This is a genomic window from Curtobacterium flaccumfaciens, from assembly GCF_051548005.1.
Taxonomy (GTDB): Bacteria; Actinomycetota; Actinomycetes; order Actinomycetales; family Microbacteriaceae; genus Curtobacterium.
Genome location: NZ_JBPUGH010000031.1, coordinates 1 through 25,256, shown reverse-complemented (window position 1 = coordinate 25,256; position 25,256 = coordinate 1). Strand labels below are relative to the sequence as shown.

At 70.5% G+C, this 25,256-nt stretch carries 29 protein-coding genes; 9 read left to right on the top strand and 20 right to left on the bottom strand.

What is annotated here, in order from left to right; genetic code table 11:
- The 4 genes from ACSW7Y_RS06115 to ACSW7Y_RS06100 all read right to left on the bottom strand — a co-directional run.
- Positions 1-572 (bottom strand): hypothetical protein (locus ACSW7Y_RS06115; protein ID WP_438125435.1); only part of this gene is annotated, 572 nt, incomplete at its 3' end.
- A 107-nt stretch (positions 573-679) separates the two neighbouring features.
- Positions 680-1,348, bottom strand: coding sequence for a response regulator (locus ACSW7Y_RS06110; protein WP_438125434.1), 669 nt, complete (start codon positions 1,346-1,348; stop codon positions 680-682).
- Positions 1,345-2,643 carry a sensor histidine kinase gene (locus ACSW7Y_RS06105; RefSeq protein WP_438125433.1) on the bottom strand — a complete coding sequence of 433 codons (1,299 nt, stop codon included), beginning with the start codon at positions 2,641-2,643 and terminating at the stop codon, positions 1,345-1,347. Before ACSW7Y_RS06105 ends, ACSW7Y_RS06110 begins: the two co-directional genes overlap by 4 nt.
- Entirely contained in the window at positions 2,630-3,574 is a 945-nt protein-coding gene (locus ACSW7Y_RS06100) for a CPBP family glutamic-type intramembrane protease (RefSeq protein WP_438125432.1), read from the bottom strand. Before ACSW7Y_RS06100 ends, ACSW7Y_RS06105 begins: the two co-directional genes overlap by 14 nt.
- A 159-nt stretch (positions 3,575-3,733) precedes the next feature.
- Between ACSW7Y_RS06100 and ACSW7Y_RS06095 the strand changes: the two genes are divergently transcribed.
- Positions 3,734-4,687, top strand: coding sequence for a hypothetical protein (locus tag ACSW7Y_RS06095; protein WP_438125431.1), 954 nt, complete (start codon positions 3,734-3,736; stop codon positions 4,685-4,687).
- Positions 4,688-4,694: 7 nt separating this feature from the next.
- Here ACSW7Y_RS06095 and ACSW7Y_RS06090 read toward each other — a convergent pair whose 3' ends face one another.
- On the bottom strand, positions 4,695-4,940 hold the full coding sequence (locus ACSW7Y_RS06090; RefSeq protein ID WP_438125430.1) for a hypothetical protein: 246 nt from the start codon (positions 4,938-4,940) through the stop codon (positions 4,695-4,697).
- A 582-nt stretch (positions 4,941-5,522) separates the two neighbouring features.
- Between ACSW7Y_RS06090 and ACSW7Y_RS06085 the strand changes: the two genes are divergently transcribed.
- Positions 5,523-6,194, top strand: coding sequence for a hypothetical protein (locus ACSW7Y_RS06085; RefSeq protein WP_438125429.1), 672 nt, complete (start codon positions 5,523-5,525; stop codon positions 6,192-6,194).
- 29 nt (positions 6,195-6,223) lie between these two features.
- On the opposite strand, the gene ACSW7Y_RS06080 is transcribed toward ACSW7Y_RS06085, so the two are convergent.
- Complete coding sequence (locus tag ACSW7Y_RS06080; protein WP_438125428.1) at positions 6,224-6,649, bottom strand: hypothetical protein; 426 nt, start codon at positions 6,647-6,649, stop codon at positions 6,224-6,226.
- A gap of 4 nt (positions 6,650-6,653) precedes the next feature.
- Positions 6,654-7,502: a helix-turn-helix domain-containing protein gene (locus ACSW7Y_RS06075; RefSeq protein ID WP_438125427.1), complete on the bottom strand. Its 849-nt coding sequence runs from the start codon at positions 7,500-7,502 to the stop codon at positions 6,654-6,656.
- A gap of 102 nt (positions 7,503-7,604) precedes the next feature.
- On the opposite strand from ACSW7Y_RS06075, the gene ACSW7Y_RS06070 reads away from it, so the two are divergent.
- Both ACSW7Y_RS06070 and ACSW7Y_RS06065 read left to right on the top strand, forming a co-directional pair.
- Complete coding sequence (locus ACSW7Y_RS06070; RefSeq protein ID WP_438125426.1) at positions 7,605-8,285, top strand: SDR family NAD(P)-dependent oxidoreductase; 681 nt, start codon at positions 7,605-7,607, stop codon at positions 8,283-8,285.
- A 126-nt stretch (positions 8,286-8,411) separates the two neighbouring features.
- On the top strand, positions 8,412-8,774 hold the full coding sequence (locus ACSW7Y_RS06065; protein WP_438125425.1) for a hypothetical protein: 363 nt from the start codon (positions 8,412-8,414) through the stop codon (positions 8,772-8,774).
- 22 nt (positions 8,775-8,796) lie between these two features.
- On the opposite strand, the gene ACSW7Y_RS06060 is transcribed toward ACSW7Y_RS06065, so the two are convergent.
- From ACSW7Y_RS06060 to ACSW7Y_RS06050, 3 genes are all read right to left on the bottom strand, one after another.
- Positions 8,797-9,399 (bottom strand): GNAT family N-acetyltransferase, encoded by a 603-nt coding sequence (locus ACSW7Y_RS06060; RefSeq protein WP_438125424.1) that lies wholly within the window; start codon positions 9,397-9,399, stop codon positions 8,797-8,799.
- 40 nt (positions 9,400-9,439) lie between these two features.
- Positions 9,440-9,616, bottom strand: coding sequence for a hypothetical protein (locus ACSW7Y_RS06055; RefSeq protein WP_438125423.1), 177 nt, complete (start codon positions 9,614-9,616; stop codon positions 9,440-9,442).
- 203 nt (positions 9,617-9,819) lie between these two features.
- Complete coding sequence (locus ACSW7Y_RS06050; protein ID WP_438125422.1) at positions 9,820-11,166, bottom strand: PQQ-dependent sugar dehydrogenase; 1,347 nt, start codon at positions 11,164-11,166, stop codon at positions 9,820-9,822.
- 137 nt (positions 11,167-11,303) lie between these two features.
- Here ACSW7Y_RS06050 and ACSW7Y_RS06045 point away from each other — a divergent pair, with 137 nt between their 5' ends.
- The gene (locus ACSW7Y_RS06045; protein WP_438125421.1) at positions 11,304-12,206 is read left to right on the top strand and encodes an alpha/beta hydrolase; all 903 of its coding nucleotides are present in this window, start codon (positions 11,304-11,306) and stop codon (positions 12,204-12,206) included.
- 97 nt (positions 12,207-12,303) lie between these two features.
- Positions 12,304-12,867, top strand: coding sequence for a DUF6578 domain-containing protein (locus ACSW7Y_RS06040; RefSeq protein ID WP_438125420.1), 564 nt, complete (start codon positions 12,304-12,306; stop codon positions 12,865-12,867).
- Positions 12,868-13,118: 251 nt separating this feature from the next.
- On the opposite strand, the gene ACSW7Y_RS06035 is transcribed toward ACSW7Y_RS06040, so the two are convergent.
- Both ACSW7Y_RS06035 and ACSW7Y_RS06030 read right to left on the bottom strand, forming a co-directional pair.
- The gene (locus tag ACSW7Y_RS06035; RefSeq protein ID WP_438125419.1) at positions 13,119-13,418 is read right to left on the bottom strand and encodes a hypothetical protein; all 300 of its coding nucleotides are present in this window, start codon (positions 13,416-13,418) and stop codon (positions 13,119-13,121) included.
- A 319-nt stretch (positions 13,419-13,737) separates the two neighbouring features.
- Positions 13,738-14,274, bottom strand: a complete 537-nt coding sequence (locus ACSW7Y_RS06030; RefSeq protein WP_438125418.1) for a TetR/AcrR family transcriptional regulator — start codon at positions 14,272-14,274, stop codon at positions 13,738-13,740.
- A gap of 105 nt (positions 14,275-14,379) precedes the next feature.
- Between ACSW7Y_RS06030 and ACSW7Y_RS06025 the strand changes: the two genes are divergently transcribed.
- Positions 14,380-14,742 (top strand): DUF4267 domain-containing protein, encoded by a 363-nt coding sequence (locus ACSW7Y_RS06025; RefSeq protein WP_438125417.1) that lies wholly within the window; start codon positions 14,380-14,382, stop codon positions 14,740-14,742.
- Positions 14,743-14,828: 86 nt separating this feature from the next.
- A complete protein-coding gene (locus ACSW7Y_RS06020; RefSeq protein WP_438125416.1) occupies positions 14,829-15,284 on the top strand; it encodes an ester cyclase in 456 nt (151 codons plus the stop codon).
- A 76-nt stretch (positions 15,285-15,360) separates the two neighbouring features.
- On the opposite strand, the gene ACSW7Y_RS06015 is transcribed toward ACSW7Y_RS06020, so the two are convergent.
- The 8 genes from ACSW7Y_RS06015 to ACSW7Y_RS05980 form a co-directional block, all read right to left on the bottom strand.
- Positions 15,361-16,527, bottom strand: coding sequence for an NADPH:quinone reductase (locus ACSW7Y_RS06015; protein ID WP_438125415.1), 1,167 nt, complete (start codon positions 16,525-16,527; stop codon positions 15,361-15,363).
- Positions 16,524-17,048: a hypothetical protein gene (locus ACSW7Y_RS06010; protein WP_438125414.1), complete on the bottom strand. Its 525-nt coding sequence runs from the start codon at positions 17,046-17,048 to the stop codon at positions 16,524-16,526. Before ACSW7Y_RS06010 ends, ACSW7Y_RS06015 begins: the two co-directional genes overlap by 4 nt.
- 502 nt (positions 17,049-17,550) lie before the next feature.
- Complete coding sequence (gene dnaB / locus ACSW7Y_RS06005; RefSeq protein WP_152998015.1) at positions 17,551-18,864, bottom strand: replicative DNA helicase; 1,314 nt, start codon at positions 18,862-18,864, stop codon at positions 17,551-17,553.
- 540 nt (positions 18,865-19,404) lie between these two features.
- The gene (gene rplI, locus ACSW7Y_RS06000) at positions 19,405-19,857 is read right to left on the bottom strand and encodes a 50S ribosomal protein L9 (protein WP_058728351.1); all 453 of its coding nucleotides are present in this window, start codon (positions 19,855-19,857) and stop codon (positions 19,405-19,407) included.
- 14 nt (positions 19,858-19,871) lie between these two features.
- On the bottom strand, positions 19,872-20,129 hold the full coding sequence (gene rpsR / locus ACSW7Y_RS05995) for a 30S ribosomal protein S18 (RefSeq protein ID WP_017887834.1): 258 nt from the start codon (positions 20,127-20,129) through the stop codon (positions 19,872-19,874).
- A 47-nt stretch (positions 20,130-20,176) separates the two neighbouring features.
- Positions 20,177-20,746, bottom strand: coding sequence for a single-stranded DNA-binding protein (locus ACSW7Y_RS05990; RefSeq protein ID WP_438125413.1), 570 nt, complete (start codon positions 20,744-20,746; stop codon positions 20,177-20,179).
- A 3-nt stretch (positions 20,747-20,749) separates the two neighbouring features.
- Positions 20,750-21,121 carry a 30S ribosomal protein S6 gene (rpsF, locus tag ACSW7Y_RS05985; protein WP_058724526.1) on the bottom strand — a complete coding sequence of 124 codons (372 nt, stop codon included), beginning with the start codon at positions 21,119-21,121 and terminating at the stop codon, positions 20,750-20,752.
- Between the two features lie 200 nt (positions 21,122-21,321).
- On the bottom strand, positions 21,322-22,755 hold the full coding sequence (locus tag ACSW7Y_RS05980; protein WP_438125412.1) for a CCA tRNA nucleotidyltransferase: 1,434 nt from the start codon (positions 22,753-22,755) through the stop codon (positions 21,322-21,324).
- A 124-nt stretch (positions 22,756-22,879) separates the two neighbouring features.
- Between ACSW7Y_RS05980 and ACSW7Y_RS05975 the strand changes: the two genes are divergently transcribed.
- Positions 22,880-25,256 (top strand): DUF6049 family protein (locus ACSW7Y_RS05975; protein WP_438125411.1); only part of this gene is annotated, 2,377 nt, incomplete at its 3' end.

Here is a 25,256-nt window from a genome sequence, read left to right as displayed (position 1 = left end):
GTCCTGCTGCACGACGAGATGGTGCCCGTCCAGGCGTTCGCGGCCCGTTGCAACGCCGCCTGGGCGGAGGTCGGCGCGCCGGTGGCGTTGTGGTACCACCGCACCGTGCCCGACCACCGGTACGAGTTCCGCGTGTTCGCCGTGCTCGTGCACTTCGTCGACGCCGCGGCCGTGGTCGTCGCCGACGTCGTCGCGCTGCCGCTGGTGCGCTGCTGCCGGACGGCCGACGGTGCCCCTTCCCACGACTCGCCGAGCCGGACGGCGACCCCGTTCCGCCCGGTGTTCGTGACGACCACCTCGGGTGCCTCCGCGGCCCCCGGCACGGCGACGCTCAGCGCGACGACGGACTCGCCGCGTGCCGGGACCGCGAACGTGCGGCCGTCGGACAGCCGGACGGTCCCGCCGGACGTGGTGCAACCCGACTGCAGCGTCCGGACGCTCAGCGTGCCGGACGGGCAGGCCGCGCCCGACGTCGACGTGGTGGCGGCCGCGGGCGCTGCCGGGACGGTCAGCGCTGCGAGCGCGACGAGTGCGGTGGCCGCGGCGGTCCACGGCGTGGTGCGAACGGGCATGGTCGTGCCTCTCCCCGGCGGCGCCCCTGCGCCTCCGGCCCCTGGTGGCGCCCATGGTAGGCAGGTGGCACGCGAGCGCGCCACGACCCCGTTCGGGCCACCGCGCGCTACGACTCGGGTACCGAGACGACGCGGTTCTGGTACGCCCACACGACGGCCTGCAACCGCGACCGGACACCGAGCTTCGGGAGCATCCGCGCCAGGTGCGACTTCACCGTCGAGACCTCGACGACGAGCGCGGCCGCGATGTCCTCGTTCGACATCCCCTGCGCCAGGAGCAGGAGCACGTCCCGCTCGCGGGCGGTGAGCACCCCGTCGGCCCGGTCGCCCGTCACCGGCTGGAGACTGCGGCGCGACACGAACTCGCGGAGCACCCGCCGGGTGAGGGCCTGGTCGAGCGTGCCGTTCCCCGCCGCCACCTGTCGGACCGCCCCGGTGATGACGTCGGGCTCGGCGTCCTTGAGCAGGAACCCGGAGGCGCCGGCCTCGAGGGCGCCGAAGACGTAGTCGTCGAGGTCGAAGGTCGTGAGCACGAGCACCGCGACCGCCGGGTCGGCCCCGGGAGCGCAGAGCTCCCGGGCCACCTCGATGCCGTTGCGCACCGGCATCCGGATGTCGAGGCACGCGACGTCCGGCCGGGTCCGTCGAGCGGCCTCGAGCGCCTCGCCGCCGTCGGCCGCGACCGCGACCACCTCGATGTCCGGTTCCGCGTCGAGGAGGGCCGAGACGCCGGCGCGGACGAGCGGCTGGTCGTCCGCCACCAGGACCCGGATCACGGCTGCACCTCCGTGGCGGACGCGAGCGGTGCCTCCCGGCCGAGCGTCAGCTCCACGAGCCATCCGCCACCCTCCTGCGGACCGGCCTGGAGGCGCGCCCCGACCAGGTCCGCCCGCTCACGCATGCCGCGCAGTCCGTTGCCGCCGGCGGCGGCCCCGCCGGCGGTGGGCAGCGTCGGCGCACCGTTCGCGACGCGGACGACGAGCTGCTCCGCAGCGCGGTCGTCGATCGTCACCGTGCACGGTGCTCCCGGAGCGTGCAGCACCGCGTTCGCGAGTGACTCCTGCACGGCGCGGTAGGCGGCGAGCTGCGCGAGGGGCCCGATGCCGTCAGCGAGGGGGTGCTCGTCGGACGCGAGCACCTCGAGCTCGACCGGCATCCGCACACGCGACCGCTCGACCAGGTCCACGATGCCCGCGATCGTCTCGACCGCGCGTTCGGCGGGACCGTCCTCGCGGAGGAGCCCGACCAGGCGGCGGAGGTCCTCGAGGACGGCGGTGCTCTGCTCGCGGACCTGGCGGACGCCCTCGTGGGCGCGGTCCGGGTCGGTGTCGATCTGCCGGTCGATCGCCGCCGACATCAGGGCGATCCCGGACAGGTGGTGCGCGGCGATGTCGTGGAGCTCCCGGGCCATCGCGGCGCGCTCCCGGCCGATCGCCGCCTCGACGCGGGCGTCCTGCTCCCGGTCGACCGCGGTCGCCTCAGCCGTGCGGGCGGCACGGACGTCGCGCCGGGAGCGGATGAGCAGGGCGACGAGGAGCGAGAGCCCGACGGCACCGACGGCCTGCAGGACACCGGCCCCGAGGGAGGTGACGAGGTGCTCGGCCGGCTGGGAGCGGGCACCGCCGGACAGGACGAGGTCGTTGATCGCCGTCCCCGCCGTGACCAGCGCCGCGGTGCCGACCAGGGCGGGCCAGGTGCGGGCGAGGGGCTCGCGGGAGCCGAGCAGGACGACCGCGACCGCGACGGGCAGCAGGACGAGACTGTAGGCACCGCTCGGGGTCGACGCTGCGGCGGCCGCCACGATCGCGGTGCCGAGCGCGGTCGTCCGGGGCCAACGGCGCGCGAACAGCAGGAGCGCGGACGCGACGAGCAGCGAGATCAGCAGGTTCGTCCAGGCGGCGCTGCCGACCGGCGGCGTCCCTGAGGCGACCGCTGCCGACGACCCGAGCGACCCGCTCTCGTCGAGCCGGTCGAGGGCGTCGAGACTCGGCAGGCCGCTGAGGAGCCCGACGGACACGATCGCCGTCCCCGCCGCGACGACGAGGTCGGTGCGTGCGTCAGCGCGTGCCATCGTTCGATCCTACGAGGACCGGGGCGGACGACGTCGGCAGAGCGGTCGCGCCCGGACGGACGTACCCGAGCCGGCCGTGCGTGACGACGAGCAGCACCGCGGCGGCCACGGTCGAGATCACGGCGAGCCCGACCATCATCGTGCCGGCGGTCATGCCCGGGTACATGTCGGCCCAGAGCGTCGAGATCGTGTTGTTCACGCCGACGTGCAGGAGCAGCACCAGCGGCAGGCTCTCACCGGTGCGGTTGAAGGCCCAGATCATCACCACGTTGAAGGTGATCGTGAAGGCAGCGAACACGAGCGGCTCGGTCCAGTGCGCATCCGGCCAGCCGCCCCAGTCGCTGAGGTAGAGCGGCATGTGCCAGAGCGCCCACAGCGGACCGAGGACGGCGGCGGCGCCGAGGGGACCGAAGCGGTCCTGGAGCCGGGGGAGGGCGAAGTCACGCCAGCCGGGCTCCTCCGACAGCCCCGTCGTGAAGACCTGCACGACGAGTCCGGGGACGAGCATGAGCAGCGCCGTGACGCTCGGGGCCTGCACCTGCCCGCCGGACAGCGGCAGCCCGGACACCACGATGATCGCGGGCACCCCGACGAGCGCCAGCGCGTACCAACGCCACGACACCCGCCAGCGCCACAGCCGGCCGACCCAGCGGCGGAGCCCCGGGCGACCGTCGGTGACCGCCGTCACGAGGAAGGCGCTGCCGAGCGGCCCGAGGAGTGCGCCGGGCAGGACGCCCGTGAACTGCGCGGTGCCGAGGAACTCGGGGAAGTGGATGTCCCACACCCCGAGGCCGTGCGGCGACAGGATGTACGGCACCCACGCGGCCCAGCTCAGGCCGAGGGCGAGGACGAAGAACGCGCGGAGGGGGTTCCGGGCGATCGTGCCCCGGATGCCCGGCCGGTCCGCGCCGGAGTGGAGGTGGTTCGTCATGCCTCCGACGCTAGGAATCGCAACGGCCCTGGACGACCGGCGGAAGGACGCACCTCGGGGACTTGCATCCTTCGGAGGAGGCCGTCCGTGCGATGCTGCGTCCCGTGCATCGATGACTCACTGGAGGACGAGTTCCGGCTGACCCAATGCTCCGCATCAGTGAACGACCCGTTCCAGGCCGCGCCGACAAGCCGCCCGACTTCGTCGATGTTTGACGAGATGAGCTGCATGATGCAGGCTCCCTCAGAGAACCGGAATGCATCCGGTGAAATTCGGAGGAGATTGTCCATGAAGCTTCACCCTGCGCGGAGATCACGCTTGGTCGTCGGCGCTTTGGTTGGCTGCACGCTCGTCGGCACGACGGCCCTGGGGGCAGCCCCGGCATCGGCGGCTACGGTGCCGTGCTCAGCTGAGGAGCTACGTTCCGGGGCCTGCGCAACGTTCGTCACGACGTCAGAGAGCGACCCGCTGACCGAAGCGACGCGTGCCCTCGTCCTGCAAGGGAACAGGGCACAGGCCGAGGAGTTACTGACGACGGCTGATGCGTCCGCCGCTCAGATCGCCAAGGCTCGGGCGGTGCTCACTGATCCGGAACCTGCACCCTCCGGTGAGGTCGATTCCGGGACTGCTCCAGGGCGTGTCGTGCCGCGGGGGATCTACGTCAACGATTGGCAATGGGAGCTGAACGACACAGCATCGTACGGCTACTGCGGCAGCAACGGCTGTCAGGTCATCGGCACCGCCAACATCGGGGTCTGGCATGACCTCCACTGGTACGGAGATACGGGGCCGGGGCTCGCTGGATCATTTCAGGTGAAGTCGGGTCCCGCCGTTCAGTTCACGACGCTGACGTGCAAGACCTTCTACGAGGTGTTCCCCTTCGACCAGAAGCTCAAGGACTGGAACAACTGCTCTGCTGCCGGGTACGCCGGGTACACCAGGGTCCGACAGATCGATTGGGCTGACTGGAAGCAGGGCAGCGCGGTGGGCACCCAGTACCACCTGGAAGTGACCATCAAGTTCAACGTGCAGGGCGGTGGCAGCTTCACCGGCCTGTGGAACAGCAACAGTTACCGGATCGTGTCGCGAACGTCAGCGAAGTTCCTCCACTGATCCCAGATCAGCCGTTCGAGGCCGCTGAGCTGCGCAGCTCGGCGGCCTCGGCCCGTGCCCGCGCCGTGTTCTCAGCGCCGAACATCCGCAGGGGCGTGCTCCAGATCTGCCGTGCTGTGGCAAGTTCGCATCCCAGCTCCTCCGCGATGAGGGGCACGGCCTCGGTGTCGGAGTGCTGCGACACGAGCTGTGCAATGCGGTGAAACCTGGAGGCAGCGGCAACCTGCGCTTCGAGAACGGCGAGACGATCCATGGTGCAAGCGTATGCGTCGGCTCTGGCCCGCTCGGACCGGAACCCCGCGCTGGCGCACGCGGACCGCGTCAACGGCGTGCAACGGTCCCTCGGGGCGCTGCGCCAGGCGTTCTGATGCGGCCAGCGCAACCTTCTGGCCGTCGGACCGGAAGCGAGGCGACGCCCCACCAGCCGATACCGTCGCGATCCACGACCAGGTGGTCTGCCCGGGTACCCAGCGGCTCGGCGACCGCGGAGTCGGCGATCTCCCACCAGAACTGATGGGCGGTGCGATCGCCACCGGAGAAAGGCTCGGCGTAGACGCCGTCGGCCCAGACCGAGGCAGCACGACTGCCCTCGCGGGCCGCCCGGAGCCCGATCGATCTGAGTCCCGGCGAGGAGGAGACGAGGCACAGGAACGCGCGGCGCCCAGGACGACCGGCGGAAGGACGCACCTCGGGGACTTGCATCCTTCGGAGGAGGCCGTCCGTGCGGCAGCCGTCGTCTGCCATCGGCCGTCGCCGACGCGCAGGCGCCGATCCGTATGCTCGTCACGAGCCGCCGGAGCGAGGGGCGCCCGGCGGGGACCACAGGGGGAACACCATGAGGCTGTCCAGGACGACCACCATCGGCGCGGCACTCGTCGTCGGCGCACTCGCGCTCACCGGGTGCAGCACCACCGACACCGACGCGGGCGACGCGACCGGAGCGACGCGCACAGCCACACCGACGCCGACCGCCACCCCGACACCGACTCCCGAAGCGGACGCGACCGACGGGGTCGGCGGCACCGCGGCCGGATCGCAGCCGAAGAGCCTGACCTTCGAGGACGGGGCGGAGCTCTCGTCCACCCGGCTCCCCGCGTTCGGCGTCTCGGTGTCCTCGCTGAAGGACTGGGAGCTGACCCGCTCCGACCCGAGCGCCGGATCGACCGAGTACACGCGGTCGGACGGCGCCGTGGCGACGGTCACGCAGCAGCGCGTCACCGGCCTCGACCCGACGATGGGGGACCGTGCCGCCACCGAGCAGCTCTTCCGAGCAGCCGGCGCTCCGGTCGAGGGGCTCGAGGAGCAGCTCCTGCCCACGGCCGGTGGCGGGACCGCCCAGTTCCTGTCGATCGCCGGGCAGGCCGACGGCACCTGGACCGCGACCGTCGCCCGTGCGTTCGCCCGACCCGGGGTCGCGTTGACCGTGAAGATCGACGTGCCCTCGCGTGAGGTGCTGCGCGACGACCTCCACGAGATCCTGGTGAACGCGCAGGTCGTCATCACGTGATCCCGGGGGCTCCTGTGCGCGGGAGCGTCTCAGGCGGGGAGCGGCGCGACGCCCCACCAGCCGACGCCGTCGCGGTCCGTGACGAGCCGGTCGGCGATCGTCCCGAGCGGTTCCGCGATGCCGAAGTCGGCGATCTCCCACCCGAACTGCTCGGCGGTCGGCTCGCCGCCGGAGAAGGGCGTGGCGTAGACGCCGTCGGCCCAGACCGGGGCAGCACGACTGCCCTCGCGGGCCGCCCGGAGCCCGATCGGTCCGAGCCCGGGCCAGGAGTAGACGACGCAGAAGCCGTCGGTGTCCTGCAGCGGCCAGCCGTCGTGCACCGTGATCGACCGCCACTCGGTCGGGCCACCGTCGCGCAGCTTCCGCAGGCAGGCGAGCAGGGCGCGGTCGCTCCACGTCGGGCACGGTACCGCCTCGGCCGCGGCGATCAGGGCGTCGTGTTCGGGTCCGGGCACCCGCTCATGGTGCCACGGCGACCGTCGGGGCGAGCTGCTGCAGGCCGGTGACACGCAGCAGGTCGAGCTTCGCGGCGTCCTCGGAGCCGGGCGTGGTCGTGTACACCACGACGCGCAGGTCGCCGCCGGGCACCGTCAGCACGTCACAGTCGACCTCGATCGACCCGACCGGTGTGTGCACGCGCTTCCGGCTCGCCCGGTGCTCGGCGACCCGGCCGGTGTCCCAGCGCCGCTCGAACTCCGGTGACTCCCGGCGGAGCCGTGCGACCAGGGCCGCGAGGTCGCGGTCGGCCGGGTAGCGGCCGGTGGCGGCGCGGAGGTCGGCCACGAGGTCGCTGGAGAACTCCTCCTGGTGCTCGTCGTCCCAGTCGGTGCCGTCGTGCCCGTGCGTGAAGTGCCGCCACACGAGGTTGCCCTCCAGACCGGTCCAGTGACCGGGGTCGCCGTTCACCGCGGCCCAGAGGTCGTTCCACAGCACGATGTCGTGCGCGGCCGTGAACACTGCGAGCGGCACGTCCCCGAGCCGGTCGACCATCCGCTGCACGCCCGGTGTGACGTGCCGCGGCACCACCCGTCGCGACGGCGGTGCGACACCGGCGATCCGGAAGAGGTGGTCGCGCTCAGCCTCCGACAGCCGGAGGGCCGTCGCGAGGGCGCCGAGCAGCTGCGCAGAGGGGTTCGTCGCCCGCCCCTGTTCCAGCCGCACGACGTAGTCGACGCTGACCCCGGCGAGCGCTGCGAGCTCCTCGCGCCGGAGGCCGGGCGTGCGACGGCCGGGGCCGGCCGGCAGACCGACCTCCTCGGGACGCACCCGGTCGCGCCAGGAACGCAGCACACTCGCGAACTCGCTCATGTCCACCATCCTCGCCCCGTGCCTCCCGTCCGTCCTGGTACTGCCGGTCCCACCGTCACCCGGTGCCTGGGAGTCGCCACGTGCCGGGCGCACGCTGGGTGCATGACCACCACACTCATCACCGGAGCAAACCGCAGTCTCGGGCTCGAGACCGCACGACGTCTCATCGAGGCCGGCCACACCGTGTACGCCGGCGTGCGCGACCCGTCCAGCGCCGACGACGTCCGAGCGCTCGGCGCGCACGTCGTGCAGCTCGACGTCACCGACCAGGCCTCCGTCGACCGCGCGGTCAGCGACCTCCCGGAGCTCGACGTCCTCGTCAACAACGCCGGGGTCCTCGGGACGTCGTTCGGCGTCGACGACCTCGACGCCGCCGCGATGGCGTCCGTCCTCGACACCAACGTGACCGGCGTCGTCCGGGTGACCCAGGCGGCGCTGCCGAATCTGCGTGCCTCCGCGAACCCGGTCATCGTGAACGTCGCGTCCGGGGTGGGCTTCCCGCGGTGGCTGACGACCCCCGGCCGTGACGAGTACCCCGTGCCGGCCGTGCCCTACGCCGCGTCGAAGGCGGCGCTCATCGCGCTGACCGTGCAGTACGCGAAGAACCTGCCCGGGTTCCGGGTGAACGCGAGCGACCCGGGCTACACGGCGACCGAGTTCAACGGGTTCGGCGGGCACCAGACGGTGACCGAGGGGACGGACGCGACGGTCGCGCTGGCCCTGCTGGGTCCGGACGGGCCGACGGGGGAGTTCCACGACCGCGAAGGGCGCGTCGCGTACTGACACCGGGCCGCCCGGCGACGTCCTCGCGGGTCACGATGCGGTGACGGTCCTGCTCAGTACCGCACTCGCACCGCTCCGGGTCCGGCTGCGTCGTCGAGCTCGGCGGGGGCGGCCTATCCTTGGCGGATGCTCTCCCGACGTGAGGCCGCCGTCCGGCTCGACATCCCCCTGGAGATGGCGGCCCGTCACGGCATCCCGGCCCGGCTGAGCGAGGACGACCTCGCGGCGATCGAGCAGGAGCCGCCCGCCTGGCTCGTGCAGTCCCGCGCGAACCGCACCGGGAAGAAGCAGGTGTGGCAGCGCCTCGAGTGCGTCGTCTGCGGGTACTCCGAGACGGCCCGGCCGAAGAAGTGGTGGCCCGACTGGGACCACCTCATGTGCGACTACCACGCCCCGTACCAGGCGCCCGAGCCGCCGGCCGGGTTCCTCCGTCACGAGGTCGAGGGGATCGGCAGCCGCTTCGTCGCGCTCGTCGACGAGCGGCCCTGATCCCGGGGCTCGGCCGGGGGCCTCAGCTCACCGGCGCAGCCGGTTCGACCGTCCTCGTCACGACCCAGCGGTGCTTGCCGATCATCCGGTCGCGCGTGAAGCCGGCCTGCTCGAACGTCGACAGCGCCCCGTGGAACAGGAACCCGGCCGGTACCGTGCCCGCCGGCTCGGGGTAGCCCTCGACCCGCCCGCCACCCGCGGCAGCGATGAGGTCGAGCGCGCCACGCAGCGCCGTCGTCGCGACACCCCGGCGGCGGAACCCCGCGCGGGCGTGGTTGCAGCCGATGCGCCAGTCGGGCAGCGGGCCGTCCTGCGTCTGGTCGTACCGGCGGCGGTTCTTGATCTGCACGATCTCGTCCGCGGGGCCGTACTGGCACCAGCCGACGCACAGCGCTCCCTCGAACACGAGTGCCGCGTGCGTCGTCCCCGCGAGCACCCGGGTCCGCTTGCGCTCCCGGTTGGCTGCGGCGTCGCGGGTGAGTCCCTCCGCGTGCATGCCGTTGCACCAGCACCCGCTCGGGTACCCGGTGCTCGCCGAACAGAGCTCCTCGAAGGCGTCCCACGTGGACGGGTCGAGTGGGCGCACCGTGTACGCGGCGGTGGTCGTGCGGGTGTCGGCGGCCATGCGTACCTCCTGCCGGCAGGCTACCGCCGCCCCGGCTCACTCAGTCGTGCTCGGGGTCTTCCTCCGGGTTGAAGTGCGAGTCGGTCTCGGAGAGTCCCGCTGCGACACCCTCCGGGTGGTTCGGGATGGTCCCGTCGTCGCCGAGGCCGCCGGTCTTGGGGGTGCCGTCCTCGTCGTTGGTGAGGTCCTCGGGGTGGCTGTTGCTGGTGTCCGACATGGCTGCTCCTTCGCGGTCGTCTGTGTGTGCGCTCATCCTGCGCGCCGGTACTGGGGAGGTGCCGTACAGGGCGGGAAGCGGCCACCCGCAGGGGTGCGGCCGGAAGGTGGTCGCCGACCGGGAACCGGACTGGAGGCCCGGGGCGGCGCCGCCACGGGCCTCCAGTCCGGTGCTGGGCCCGGTCGCAGACCGGTGGCCGCCGGTCAAGCGGGTGGCGTGAGTCGGTAGACGAGTCCGGCTGCGTCATCGGTCACGTACAGCGAGCCGTCCGGGCCGGGCACGGCGTCCACGGACCGCCCCCAGCGTGAACCGCCGGCGTCCTGGAACCCCTCGACGATCGTGTGCGGCTGCCCGAGGGTGTTCGTCGCGTCGTCCCACGTGCTGTACGAGACGGACGGAGGCCGCGGGGGCTCGCGGTTCCACGAGCCGTGCGTCGTGATGAGCGCACCGTCCTGGAACTCCTCCGGGAGCGCGCTGCCGCCGGTGAAGACGAAGCCGATGGGTGCGCTGTGCGCCGGCAGGCCGACCATCGTGCGGGAGACGGTCGAGCAGTCGAGGGACTTCCCGTGCGGGTTGTTCGTGGGGTCGTCGACGTACCCGAGGTCGAGCAGGTCGGGCTTCCCACGGGAGTCCGGTTGGCAGAACGGCCAGCCGAGCTCCGTGCCCTCGGTGATCCGCGTGACCTGGTCGTTCGGGTGCTCGTCGACGTACGACTGGACGCGCTCGCCGTACTGCCCGGTGTCGTCGCGGAACGGGTAGGGCTGGTTGTCGGCCTGGTTCACCGCGGTGAAGAGGGTGCCGTCCGGGGCGAAGCCGAGGCCCTCGCCGTTGCGGACCCCGGTCGCGAGCAGCGTGTCGTCGCTGCCGTCGAGTCGGACCTGCCGGATGACGGCACGGTCCGGGTGGACACGTCGGTCCGAGCCGTCGCTGTTCGACGCGGAGCCGATGTCGTACGCCACCACGCCGTCGTGCACGGCGACGAACTTCCCGCCGTGGCCACCCGTCGGCAGGTCGTCCACGAGGACCGAGCGGTCCGACAGCTCGCCGTCCCGGTAGTGCCAGGTCACGATGCGGGTGCCCTCGCCGAGGACGACGACGGTCTGCCCGTCCTGCTCGGTCACGGCGACGCCCTGGGGGTCGTCCAGTCCGGTGGCGAGCTCGTCGATCGCCGGGGGCCGTCCGTCGCTCCGCGGGTCGAGGCGGAGCAGGGTGCCGCGGTCACCGGTCGTGAGGAGCATGCTGCCGTCGGGGAGCCAGGCTGCCATGCGGGCGTCGGGGACGTCGGCCCACACCTCGGCTCGCCAGCCGCTCGGGATGCGGAGTTCTCGGCCTGCCGCACTGCCGGCGTCGGCGCCGTCGGCGACCGTGAGGCGGACGGCGTGCAGGTCGGCGGACGGGTTGCCGGTGGTGACGCCCGTGCTCCCGGTGCCGGTGCTGCTCGCAGCGGTGCCGCTGGCTCCGGTGCCGCCGGCCCCGGAGCAGGCGGTCAGGGCGCCGAGGAGCAGTGCTGCTGTGGTCGCGCCGAGGAGGCGCCTGGTCGAGGTCGACACACCGCGAGGCTAGGCCTCGTCGCCGCACACCGCCGGGCCTGTGCGCCCTCCGCACCAGCGGGTCCGGTGTACAGACCGTGCTCAGTCGGCGTCCCGGTCCCGGGGCTGGTGTCCGCCGTCGGTCGTTACGGTGAGGCGTGGTCGATCGCCCCTTCCAGCCGTTGTTCTGGTCACTCGCGCAGCTCGGTTCCCGGACCAAGGCCAACGCGCCGGCCGATCTCACCGCCGGGGTCGAGCGGCTCCCGGCACCCGCGACGGAGCGCGTTCCCACTCGGCACGGCACGGTGCGGGTCCTCGTGCAACGGCCCGTCGTCGGCACGCCAGGTGCCCCGGTCGTGATGCACATGCACGGCGGCGGGTTCGTGAACCGCTACCCGGAGCAGGACCTCCACATCGCCCGGCACCTGGCCGTCGAGTCGGGCGTGACGGTCGTCCTGCCCGACTACGACACGGCGCCTCGGGTGCAGTGCCCGGTGACCGAGGAGCAGATGCTCGACGTCGCCCGCTGGGTGCAGACCGGCGCGGGCCAGGACTGGGACATTGCTGCGCTCGCCCTGTCCGGAGTCAGCGCGGGGGCGAAGCTGGCGATCGACGTGTGCCAGCAACTCCACGCCGCGGGCCTCCCCGGACAGCAGGCGATCGCGCTCGTCGTCCCGGTGATCGACGTCACCCGGACGGATCGGACCTCGAGCATCCGGCGCCCGGCGATCAGTCCGCTCGTGCAGCGCTTCGTCGGGTGGGCGTACTTCCCGGACGTCGCACGGCGCCGCGAACCGCTCGCGTCGCCCCTGTTCGACGACACCCTGGCCGGGGTGCTGCCGCCGACGCTGATCCTCACCGGCGCGGACGACACCCTCGCTCCGGAGGGCGCAGCGCTCGCTGCGGCCCTGCGGGCCGCCGGCACGTCCGTCGAGCACCACGAGTACCCCGACGCCGATCACGACTTCATCGCCGGACGCGACCGAGTCGTCATCAGCGACGCGCTCGGCCGGATGGCCACGTTCTTCGGGACGTCGGGCATGAGGAACATGCCTCGGTAGACCATCGGTCAGCGGGACGCGTCAACGGCATCCCGACCCCGTCGATACTGAGACGAGAGCCTCGGCGCAGCACTCTTCGCGCGTCTACGCTGACGGAATGTCACCCACCATTCGAACCGATCCTCCGTCGGGAGATCATGTGGTGCTGCCGCAGCTCCTGCGGGAGCGACTCCTCGGATGGCCTGCCGAGGTATCAGCGGAGCCGGTCAACCTGTCACCGATTCCGCGGATTCCAACGCCGACGGTCGCACCCGAAGATCCGGTTCCTGCGCTGGCCGACGGGGAGACAGATGTCTGGTTGACCGAGTGGCAAGTCGACGAAGACGGATTCGATGTCGCCGTCGGTGATCACGTCACATGGACCTTGTACGCATCGGACCAGCCCTGGATCGACCTGATCCTCGCAGTCCCGAGGACGGTCTCTCTGCAGCGCGACACGTACGATCACGAGCGCAGCGAGGAGGAGCTGTCGACCCGACGCGACCTGGGCGGTGACGTCATTCGCATCGACCAGGTCTCCGTGCGCTTCGTGAGCTCAGAGCGCCGCGGCTATTCTGCGCCGGAAGTCCACGGCGGGCAGCAGCACACTGTGCCCTCCCTGTCCGACCGTCGCCCGCACCACGGGACCATCACGGGATGGATCGTCCGCGTCCGCTCCTGAACAGGCCCGGGCGACGTTACCGACCAGTGCAGAGCCCCCGATGTGCGCGGCCTCCGACCTCCACCCTGTCCGATCGGCGATCGGCGGGCGGTCACTCCTTGCCGTTCCGTTTGCGGATGATCCCGAGGACGATGCCGTAGACATCACAGCCCCGATCAGGGGCAGCGCGATCCACATCCCTGATGCACCCGCAGCGAAAACGGGCCGAGGCTACGCCGAGCAGGGATCTTCCATGTCCGATAGCCGATCGACTACTGAGTCTGATTGACGCTCCTCCGATTGAGGCGAAACGCGAGCGCGACAGCGACGGCGTCGAGCACTACGAGGAGGACGAGCGCTGCATGGGCACTCAACCACAGCGCCGCGTCGTGCGGAAGCAATTGTGACGGCTCGAATGCCCCAGTCGCTTCGGAACGTTCTACCGCCCAGTCGTTGGCCACTGAGTAGAAGGCAAAGAAGCTCAGGAACACAACGTTGAACAGCGCCGCAAGCGCCCACAACATCACGACAAGGGCACGCGGAAGGGCCACGGGTGCTCTGACCTCGCTCATCCCGACACAATATGAGCGTGCGGTGGCGTCCCAGCCGCAGAGCGCTCGCACCGCGATGAACATCTCGAAAGGTCCCTGCGCCTGCCTCGAGGATGACCAGTAGCGTCCGCCTATGGATCGGACAACGGACCCGTTGTCGGCTCGTGGCGCGCCCACACTTGGCCCGGCTCGAACGGGCTGCCTCCCTCTCCCAAACTCGGCCAGGCCCTGTGGGCGGGTGACTGGCTAGGGCAAGCCAGGACGATTGTATGGCCGCGGGCTCGTGTTGGCGTCTCGTGAGCCGATCGCTCAACAGACAGATCCAGCGGCAACGCGTGAACTATTCCTTGCTCAAGGCTTGGTAGGCACGCTCGAGCCGCGCACGGGACCGAACGGTGGGTAGCCGCCTGCTGATTTCCAGGGTCGCGAGTCCGTGGACCGTAGCCCATGCAACCTCAGCCTCGGTGCCGTCCGCTCCCGGGAACGCCGCCTGGATCGCAGCAAACGCTCGATGCAGCGGATCGGGTCCGGTACCGGTGCCGAAGGTCAGGCCTGACGGCATCGAGAACATCGCCTCGTAGACGCGCGGCTGTTCGGCGGCGAACGCCAGGTACGCCTGCATCCTCGGCAGCGGCTCGGCCGGCACTGCCTCAAGCGCAGACGCGATCGCATCGAACCCGCCGAGCGCCACAGCATCGATCAACGCCTGCCTGCCACCGGGGAACGCCGAGTAGATCACCGGCTGGGTCGCACCGAGCTCCGCACCGAGCCGACGCATCGTGACCGCCTCCCATCCATCCCGGTCCGCGACCTCGCGCGCAGCTCGGGTGATCTGGTCACGGCGCAGATTGAGATCGGGCGCGGGGCGAGGAGCCATGTCCCCACCATAGCCGACGCTGTTAGATAACGACGCTAGACAACGACACGGCGGCGATGTAGCGTCGTTGCATAACACCGTTACCGAACCCCGAAGGTCTTCCTCATGGTCATTGCAGCCCTCGTCGTCGCCGTCCTCGGATGCCTGTTCATCCTGTTCATCGGCGGACGCTTCCTGATCGCACCAGCAGTCGCGACCGCCGGCTTCGGCGTCGCTGAAGATCGCCGTCAGGCGTTCACCTCGATCAAGGGTGTCCGCGACATCACCTCGGGCATCGTCCCCCTGGTGGTATTGCTCGTCGCAGGCCCTCAGGTGTTCGGCTGGGCGCTCGTCGCCGCGGCGATCACCCCGATCGGCGACGCGATCATCGTCGTCACCAACGGCGGGACACTCCGCCAGGCACTCACCGTGCACGCCGCGACCGCTGTCGTCCTGATCGTCGTAGGACTCGTCCTCGCGCTCGCCTGACCCACGGCGGACGCCGCGCAGCTCTGGCAGTCCCGGAGCACTCCTCCCCACTCCTCTCGCACCACCGACTCCGAAAGGCACCCCTGATGACCACCACGCACGACATCGATGACAGCGTCAACGAGACCCTCGTCCGCAAGTTCTACGAGCCGTTCCGCACCGGCGACACCAGCACCTACGACGAGGTCCTCGCCCAGGACTGGATCGACCTGCCCCTCGCCCCCGGGCAGCAGCCAGGCCCTGCCGGCATGGCCGGCCAGATCGCCCTGTTCCGCGCGGCGATGCCCGACTACACGGTCGAGCACCAGGACATCATCGTCCAGGGCGACAAGGTCGCCGTCCGCAACACCGTCTCCGGAACCCACCAAGGCGCCTTCATGGGACACCAGCCCACCGGCAAGCGCATCGAGATGCGGACCATGGACGTGCACCAGGTCCGCGACGGGAAGATCGTCGCGACCTGGCACCTCGAGGACTTCGCCGGCCTCATGGGCCAGCTCACCGCACCCGCCAACGCTCCGACCCCCGCAGCCTGGGGCTGACCCGCCAGCACGGGGACAGAGGGCGTGAACTCGCAGGAGGTCACGCCCCTCTGTCAACGCGGCCAGGTCCGGGGAGTCAGGGAGCGATCCGGACCAGGACACGGCCGGCGCGGCCTGCATCGACGTCGTCGTGCGCCTGCGCGATCTGCTCGAGGGGCAACACCTCCCCGACCGGAAGACGCAGCGCACCCTCGTGCACGGCTGCGACCAAGTCGTCCATCGCTGCGCGCTTCGCCGCGGGCGGGAAGTCATCGCTGCCGAGGAACCGGACAGTCACGTTCGCGAAGAGCAACGGTGGGAACGGCAAGGAAACCCGGTCTCCACGAGCGAAGTACGTCGCGATCACCCCGTCGTTCGCGATCACGGCCGCGTCGAGGTCCGCATTCGCGTCGAGAGCAACCTCCACGACCCGGTCGACGCCATCGGGTGCGATGCGACGGACGGTGGTCTCGGGGTCGTCGTCGAGCGCGATGACGCGGTCCAGGTCAGGAAGCCCGGCCGCACCCAGATCTGACGATCGGCGGACCGTGCCGACGACACTCGCGCCTCCCCACTTCGCGAGCTGCGCGGCGATCCCGCCGACACCACCACGGACACCGTGCACGAGGACGACCCTCCCGGTGACCGGGCCGTCGCCGAACACTGCGCGGTGCGCGGTGATCCCAGGGATCCCGAGCAGCGCCCCCACTTCGTCGGAGACCGTGTCGGGCAGCGGGGTGACGAGATCCGCCGGGACAACGGCGTACTCGGCGGCGGTACCGAACTGGCGGTACGACTGCGCGCCATGCACGGCGACGCGACGTCCGATCAGCGCCTCGTCGACGCCCTCGCCGACCTGGTCAACCACGCCGGCGCCGTCGCTGTGCGGGATCACCTCCGGGTAGGGCATCGCTGATCCAAGCCAGCCCTCGCGCTTCTTCGTGTCTCCGGGGTTCACTCCGGAGAAGGTCACCCGCACGCGGACTTCGCCGTCCCCGGGAACCGGGTCCGGTCGTTCCCCGACGCGCAGGACCTCGCTCGCGGCGCCTTGCTCGTTGTACCAAGCAGCCCTCATGGCAGCGCTTCCTCTCGTCAGAGCGAACGTACCCGGTGGCGCCGAACCCGGAAACATCGAAGCTCCGATAGCCGATCGTCTATCGAGACTGCTTCGGCTCGCTCGAGCTGTCGGTGGCACGTGACGCTCAAGCATGCTGTCAGCCCGCGGACGGAAGGCTCTGGGGGCGCGGGACCGGACGATGATCAAAGAGAGGAGATGGTCTCAGTCATCATCAGCGCGTCACGAAGTCCATCTAGGGCATTTCGGCTTTGACCGGCGCGATGAAGCACATCGTCGATGATCCACGTGACTTCTGGGACTGTGAGTGCCTCGGGTTCTCCAGTCACCGATCGACGGAACAAAGGAGACCTCTCCAGCTCGACGGGTGGGTAGACGGTACCGATCACGCAGACGTGCATGCTTTGCCATTTAGTCAAAGTCGATGCTTCCGATCCGACAACGTGGCGCAGCCATCTCACCAGAGAACAAGCGGGGCAGAATTCGGCGTGCCGGATGAGCGGGATCCAGACAACTTCGGCTGACGAGTTCGAGATTCGAAGACCGTCTCCAGGCTCTGCGAGCACATCCCCGACACGCAGAGACCTCAAACATGCGTCTGACAATTCGCCGACCGCGCCGATGAGCATCAGAGCCCGCGCGCGGTCCTTCTCCGCTTCCTCCGAGAACGAGCGGTCGATCCCCCGAAGCGTCTCTTGCAGCGCCCGCACCGCGGTCAATGGTTGTCGCGATCGCTCTCGATTTGCGTGCCGGTTGGCGCGGGAGAGAACAATAGGGACCGGCGAAGCCGACCTGATGCGGGAGAGCCCTGCTTGAACGTGCTTGGCGTCGATGATGTCAACCCAGCCCGAAATCCGGGCAGCCGAGTGCACGAGCGCCCCCGTGTCATCAGCCTCCCGGCATCGATCGAGGAGATAGCTGGCTACGACCGGACCCGAGGTGGGCAACGAGCTCAGCCCCCGCTGGGTACACCACGCTTCAAAGTCCGCCCAGGGGTTCGACGTACGCCGACGCGGAGGCTCCGGGCCGAGTCCGAAGTCGCCGGGTGCTCCGACGAATGGCGTCAAGGCCGGGGGTGACTTGAAAGGCTGAGCGCTCATGATGCGGGTCCGATCGTCGAGTAGTGGCCCGCCGAACAGAAGGTCCGTTGCACGCGGAGGGACCACTTCTTAGGCGGAGAGACCATCTATTCGGCACGCCGACAGAAGCGTCCTACTGCGGCATGTCGACGAACCGAGAGAACATCCCGTGGAACGCCACCGTGATCGTGTCCGTCGGCCCGTTGCGGTGCTTCGCCACGATGAGGTCGGCCTCGCCCTGCCGCGGGTTGTCCTTCTCGTACGCCGACTCACGGTGCAGCAGGATCACCATGTCGGCGTCCTGCTCGATCGACCCCGACTCACGCAGGTCGGAGATCATCGGCTTCTTGTCGGCACGCTGCTCCGGGCCACGGTTCAGCTGCGACAGCGCGATGACCGGCACACCGAGTTCCTTCGCCATGAGCTTGAGGGCGCGCGAGAACTCCGAGACCTCTTGCTGGCGGGACTCCACGCGCTTGCCGGACGTCATCAGCTGCAGGTAGTCGATGACCACGAGCTTGAGGTTGTGCTGCTGCTTGAGGCGGCGGCACTTCGCCCGGATCTCGACGAGCGTCATGTTGGGGGAGTCGTCGATGAAGAACGGGGCGTCGTTGATCCGGCCGCGGGTCTGCGCGATGGTCGTCCAGTCCCGGGAGTCGACGGTGCCCTTGCGCATGTTCTGCAGGGGGACGCTGGACTCGGCGGACAGCAGACGCATCGCGATCTCGGCGCGACCCATCTCGAGCGAGAAGAACGCGGCGGTCTGGTTGTGCTTGAGCGCGGCCGCTCGGCAGAGGTCGAGCGCGAGGGTGGACTTGCCGAGTGCGGGTCGGGCGGCGACGATGATCAGCTGTCCGGGGTGGAAGCCGTTCGTCAGCCCGTCGAGGCCGCTGAACCCGGTCGGCACGCCGGTCATCTGCCCGTCGCGGCCCTTCGCGGCCTCGATCTCGTCGATTGCGGCACCGATGGCGTCGGTCAGCGGGACGTAGTCCTCGGTCTGGACCCCACCGGCGACGTTGTAGACCTCGGCCTGGGCACTGTTCACGAGGTCGGTGACCTCACCCTCGGACGCGTAGCCCATCTGCACGATGCGGGTGCCGGCGTCGACGAGGCGCCGGAGCACGGCCTTCTCGGCGACGATCGCGGCGTAGTACCCGGCGTTCGCGGCGGTGGGCACCATGCTCGTCACGCTGTGCAGGTACTCGGCACCGCCGGCCCGGGAGAGCAGGCCGGTCTTCGTCAGCTCGTCCGTGACCGCGATGACGTCGGTCGGCTCGCCGTGGGAGTACAGCGAGAGGATCGCGTCGAAGATCACCTCGTGCTTGGGGATGTAGAAGTCCACACCGCGGGCGGTCTCGATGACATCGGCGACGGCGTCCTTCGACAGCAGCATGCCACCGATGGTCGACTGCTCGGCGAGGAGGTCGTGCGGCGGCGTCCGTTCCATGCCTCCGCGATCGGCGACGTCGCGGGGGGAAGGATCGAGATGCGCGATCGACACACGGACTCCTGTCGTTGGTACGGCTCGGGCCCCTGCCCGCACCGAAGTTCTACCCCGGGCGACCGACATCGCCGAGTCGCTGGGCCACGGTATGGGCGGGGAAGTTATCCCCACAAATGCACCCTGTGGATAACTCTGTGGAGAGCCTGCGGAACACGCCGGGGTGCAGTGTGGACAACTGTGGAGAGGGGTGTGGACAACGAGGGTCTAGAACACAGTTTCGACCGCTTGAACTGGGCTTTTCCGTTCCACACCATGTGTGGAAAAGTGGGGTTCAAGTTCCCATTGAAGGTTCTCCAACTGCCCGTTTCGGGTGTGTAAAACCAGTTGACAAACGAGAACCTGAGGACAACTTTCTCAAGCGGTTTCCAGGTCTGCGGCGGCCACCTGAACGGTAACCAGCCAAGAGCGAACCGACGGCAGCGGGTACGACGACGGGCGGGCCTCCCGGAGGAGACCCGCCCGTCGAGAGCGGTGTTCGCAGCCTTACTTGGCGGCGACGACCTGGAGGGAGATCACCGCGGTGATGTCCTCGCGCAGACGCACGGTGGCCTCGTGGTCACCGACGGTCTTGATGGTCGCGGGGACCTCGACCTTGCGCTTGTCCAGCGAGCCGACGCCCTGCGCCTGGACCGCGTCGGCGACGTCCGCCGGGCGGACCGAGCCGAACAGACGGCCGTCCTTGCCGGCCTTGACGGTCAGCTTGATGGTCGCGTTCTCGAGCTTCATCTTGAGGTCCTGGGCCTCTTCGATGGTGGCGAGCTCGCGAGCGGCGCGGGCCGCACGGATGGACTCGACCTGCTTCTCGCCGCCCTTGGACCACGCGACGGCGAAGCCCTGGGGGATGAGGTAGTTGCGGGCGTAGCCGTTCTTGACGTCGACGACGTCACCGGCGGAACCGAGGCCGGAGACCTCGTGGGTGAGGATGAGCTTCGACATGGGAAGTCCTCCGATCAGCGGCCGGAGCCGGCGTAGGGGAGGAGCGCCATCTCACGGGCGTTCTTCACGGCACGGGCGATGAGGCGCTGCTCCTGGACGGAGACGCCGGTGATGCGACGGGCGCGGATCTTGCCACGCTCCGAGATGAACTTGCGAAGGGTCGCGACGTCCTTGTAGTCGATGACGCCGACCTTGATCGACTTCGCGGGAGCGGCGTTCTTGCCACCCTTGCCGCGAGGCTTCCGGCGGTCGCCGGTGCTCTTTCCAGCCATTGTTTGTCCTTAGAGATGAAGAAGTTGTGTCCGGTGGACCGGAGGGATCAGAACGGGGTCTCGTCGTCGTACGAGCCGCCGGGCGTGCTCCACACGTCGTTCGACTGTGCGTTGCCGCCGCCCTGCTGGCCACCCTGCGGGGACCAGGGTGCGTCCGACTGACCGCCACCGTTGTTGCCGTTCCAGCTGCCGCCGCCGTTGCCGCCGGGAGCGTTGCCCCCGCCGACCTGGCCACGACCGCCGCCGTTGCCACCCGCTGCACGGGTGACCTGCGCGGTCGCGTAGCGGAGCGAGGGGCCGATCTCGTCGACCTCGAGCTCGATGCTCGTGCGCTGCTGGCCCTCACGGTCCTGGTACGAGCGCTGACGCAGACGACCCTGCGCGATGACGCGCGAGCCCTTCGTCAGCGAGCCCGCCACGTGCTCGGCGAACTCGCGCCACACGCTCGCACGGAGGAACAGCGCGTCGCCGTCCTTCCACTCGTTCGCCTGACGGTCGAACGTGCGAGGGGTGGAGGCGATGGTGAAGTTCGCCACCGCGAGCCCGTTCTGCGTGTAACGCAGCTCGGGGTCCGCGGTGAGGTTGCCCACCACCGTGATGACGGTTTCGCCGGCCATGACTTACTCGGCGCTCGCGGTCGCGTTCGCGGCCTTGCGGGCCGCGCGGGCCTCGTCGCGCTGCTTCTGGGCGGCGACCTGAGCGATCGCCTCCTCGGCGCGGAGGACCTTCGTGCGGAGGACGGCCTCGGAGAGACCGAGCTGACGGTCGAGCTCCTTGGCGGCCTCGGGGGAGGACGTGAAGTCGACGACGGCGTAGATGCCCTCGGACTTCTTCGCGATCTCGTAGGCGAGACGACGACGGCCCCAGACGTCCACGTTGTCGACGGTGCCACCGTCGTTGCGGATCACGGCCAGGAACTTGTCCAGGCTGGGAGCGACGGTGCGCTCGTCGATCTCGGGGTCGAGGATCGCCATCAGTTCGTACTGGTGCATGCGGAACCCACCTCCTTTGGTCTCGGCGGCTCCGGGCGGTTCCCGGAGCAGGAGGGTTGATGCATGTGTCGGCGCGCAGACGCGCGGAGACAACCTGAGTAGCCTACCGGACCGCCTGGAGGCGCGCCACCACCTGTGGAAGCCGCACCGGGCCTCCAGGCCGTCGCGTCGGGCGCGGGGCGCACCCTCGGTGCGGCCGCTCAGTCGGCGTCGCGCGCCGCCCACCAGGCGCGCAGGCGCGCCTCGGCCTCGTCGGCGCCGAGCGGCCCCTCGTCCATCCGGGTCTCGAGCAGGAAGCGGTAGGCCTCACCCACGGCGCGACCGGGGGCGATGTCGAGGATGCGCATGATGTCGTCGCCGGTGAGGTCGGGACGGATCGAGTCGAGTTCCTCTTGTTCCGCGAGCGTGGCGATACGGGCCTCGAGGTCGTCGTAGGCGAACCCGAGTCGGTCGGCCTTCCGGCGGTTCCGCGTCGTCACGTCGCTGCGGGTGAGCTCGTGGAGCCGCTCGAGCTCCGGACCGGCATCACGCACGTAACGCCGGACGGCGGAGTCGGTCCAGGCGCCGTCGGTGTACCCGAAGAAGCGGAGGTGCAGCTCGATAAGCCGGGCCACGGACGCGATCGTGTCGTTGTCGAACCGCAGGGCACGAAGACGCTTCTTCGCGAGCTTCGAACCGACGAGGTCGTGGTGGTGGAAGCTCACCGCGCCGCCGGGTTCGAGCTTCCGGGTCGCGGGCTTGCCGATGTCGTGCAGGAGTGCGGCGAGCCGGAGCACGGTGTCCGGGGCGTCCCCGGGGTGGCGCTCGGCCTCGTACCCGATCGCCTGCGTCAGCACCGTGAGCGAGTGCTCGTAGACGTCCTTGTGGTGGTGGTGCTCGTCGATCTCGAGCCGCATCGCCGGCAGCTCCGGCAGGAACCGCTCGGCGAGCCCGGTGTCCACGAGCAGCCGGAGCCCGGGGACGGGGTCGGCCGTGTTCAGGAGCTTGACGAGTTCCTCGCGCACCCGCTCGGCGGATACGATCTCGATCGAGTCCGCGAGCTCGGACATGGCGTCGCGGACGTCGTCGGTCACCGTGAACCCGAGCTGCGAGGTGAACCGCGCCGCACGCATCATCCGGAGCGGGTCGTCGCGGAACGAGACCGTCGCCTGCTGCGGGGTGCGGAGCCGTCCGGCGAGGAGGTCCTCGACACCACCGTGCACGTCGACCAGCTCGCGCTGGGGGAGGCGCAGCGCCATCGCGTTCACCGTGAAGTCCCGCCGCAGCAGGTCGTCCTCGATGGTCTCGCCGAAGGCGACCTCGGGCTTCCGGGTCTCGCCGTCGTAGACGTCGCTGCGGTAGGTCGTGATCTCGACCTGCTCGTCGTGCACCCGTGCGGCGATCGTCCCGAACTGGCGCCCGACGTCCCACGTCGCGCTCGCGATCGGCTCGACGATGCGGAGCACGTCGTCCGGGGTGGCGTCCGTCGTGAAGTCGAGGTCGGTCACCGGTCGACCGAGGAAGGCGTCGCGCACCGGACCGCCGACGAGGGCGAGCTCGTGTCCGGCGTCGGCGAACGCCCGGGCGAGGGTGGCCACGGGGAGGGTTTCGGCGAGTGCGTCGAGTCGCTCGACGGCCTGGGCAACGGACTGCATGACGGACCAATCCTCCCAGATCGCGCCCACGAGTTCTCCACACCCTCCGCGCGCACGGGCGGTGTTCATGGACGGGCCTCATACACTCGTGCACGGTCCGGGTCGATCCGCCGGGCACCCCTGTATGCAGCCCTTCCGCACCCTGTTCGCCGCAGCCGCGTCGACCCTCGTCGCGCTCGGCCTCGTCGTCGCGCCCGCCGAGGCCCCGTCCGCGACCGCACTGACCTCCCCGTCTTCGGTGGCGACCGCGACCGCAGCCCCGTCCGGCTCCGCCGAGGGCTCGACCACCGTGACGGTCGCCCCGGCGAACCGCGGGATCGTGCACCGCGACGAGGACCTCGAGCTCTCGGTGACGGTGACGAACGACACCGACCAGGCGCTGCCGGCCGGCACCGCGGAGCTCGACATCTCCCGCGTCGTGAGTTCCCGCGACCAGCTCTCCGACTGGCTCGGCGACACCAGCACAACCGGTTACCCGGGCGCTCCGATGGACTCCGTGGACGTCCCGGCGGTCCCCGCGCACCGGTCGGTGACGCTCCGCTCGGTCAAGATCGTGCCCGGCAACGTCGGCCTCGGCGGCTACGGCTCGTTCGGTCCCCGACGCATCGCGGCCGTCTACACCGCGGGCGACACGACGGCGATCGCCCGGTCGGCGATCACCTGGGACCCGGACCCCGAGACCACCCCGACGCCCGTCGGCGTCTCGGTCGCGATGCCGATCACGCTGCCCGGGTCGCAGGCGATGTTCGTCGGTGCCGACGAACTCGCGGCGGCGACGGCGGTCGACGGCACCCTCACCCAGCAGCTGCGAGCCGCCGAGGGCCACAACGTCGCCGTCGGCATCGACCCCCGCATCATCGCGTCCATCCGCGCCCTGGGGCAGAACGCGCCGTCGAGCGCCACCGCGTGGCTGCAGGACCTCGAGGGCATCCGGAACGAGACCTTCGCGCTGCCGTGGGCCGACGCCGACGTGACCGGCCTGCGCCAGGCCGGCGCCGACGGCATCCTCACGCCGATCTCGCTCGACCCGGGCATCGACCCGGACAACTTCCCCGGTGCGTCCACCCCGAGCCCGACCCCGTCGGCGACCGCACCCTCCGACACGCCCTCGGCCGGCACCACCGCCGGGGACACAGCGACCGGGACGCCCACGTCGGACCCGACCGCCGCCACCGACGGCACGGACCCCGACAGCACGGCGGTCCTCCCCACGACGTCCTCGCTGCTCGACTTCGACTACTCGATGGACGGGATCGCCTGGCCCGTCGAGGGCACGGTCGCGCAGGGGGACCTCGCGGCACTCCGAGCGGCAGGCGACACCACGACGATCGTCGCGAGCGGGAACACCTCCGCGGGCGCGGACACCACGATCCCGGCCTCGGAGCGCATCGGGTCCGACAAGGTGCTCGTCGCCGACCAGGGGATGTCGGCGCTCCTGCGCGAGGCCGCCACCGCGTCGGACCAGCGCACCTGGGACACCGCGATGTCCGAGCTCACCGCGACCCTCGCGAGTGCCGCGCGCGCCGGGACGGCGACCTCCCCGGTGCTGCTCACGCTCGGGCGCGACTGGCCGTCGGACTCCACCCGGCTCGCGCAGGCGCTCGACGCGCTCGAGAGCACCGCCTGGGCGGCGCCGACGGACCTCTCGACCACCGTCGCGGCGACGCCCGGCGCTCTGTCGCTCGGCAAGGGATCGGACGGCGATGCCCGCACCGACCGCCTCGAGCGGCTCGTCCGAGCCGCGGACGGCGTCACGGACTTCGCCACCGCCCTGGACGACCCTGCGGCGCTGACCGCCCCGACGCGCCTCCAGCTGCTCGCACTCGCCTCGAACTCCTGGCGCGCGGACGACGAGAAGCTCGACGCCGCCATCGCCAACCGGCTGGCGGGGTGGGCGAAGACGACGGACTCGGTCACCATCACGGACTCGAGCAGCCTGACGCTCCTCGGCGACCGGTCGTCCCTGCCCATCTCGATCCGCAACGCCTCCGACTACCCGGTGACGGTCCGGCTCTCCGTGCAGCCGTCCAACTCCGCGCTCCGCGTCGTGCGCAACGACATCGAGGTGAAGGTCCAGAACGACTCCTCCACCCGGACGACGGTCCCGGTGCAGTCGGTCGCCAACGGCAAGGTGTCGCTGACGCTCACGCTCACCACCCCGACCGGGCAGACGATCGCGCAGCCCTCGACGGTCGAACTCAACGTGCAGGCGCAGTGGGAGACGGTGATCACCGCGGTCGCCGCCGTCGCCCTCGTCGCGATCTTCGGTTTCGGCATCTTCCGCAGCATCCGCAAGCGTGCGCGCCGTCGGCGCGGCGAGGTCGACGACGATGACGACGACCCGAACCGCCCGGTGGACGACCAGCAGGACCGGCCGGGAGGCACGGCTCGACTCCACGACGCCGGCGCCCCTCAGCAGGCTGTCGCGGTTCCCTCCGTCGCTGCGGCACCGCAGGGCGCCGCCCCGCAGGGCGCCGCCCCGCAGGCCGTCGGCGCGCAGG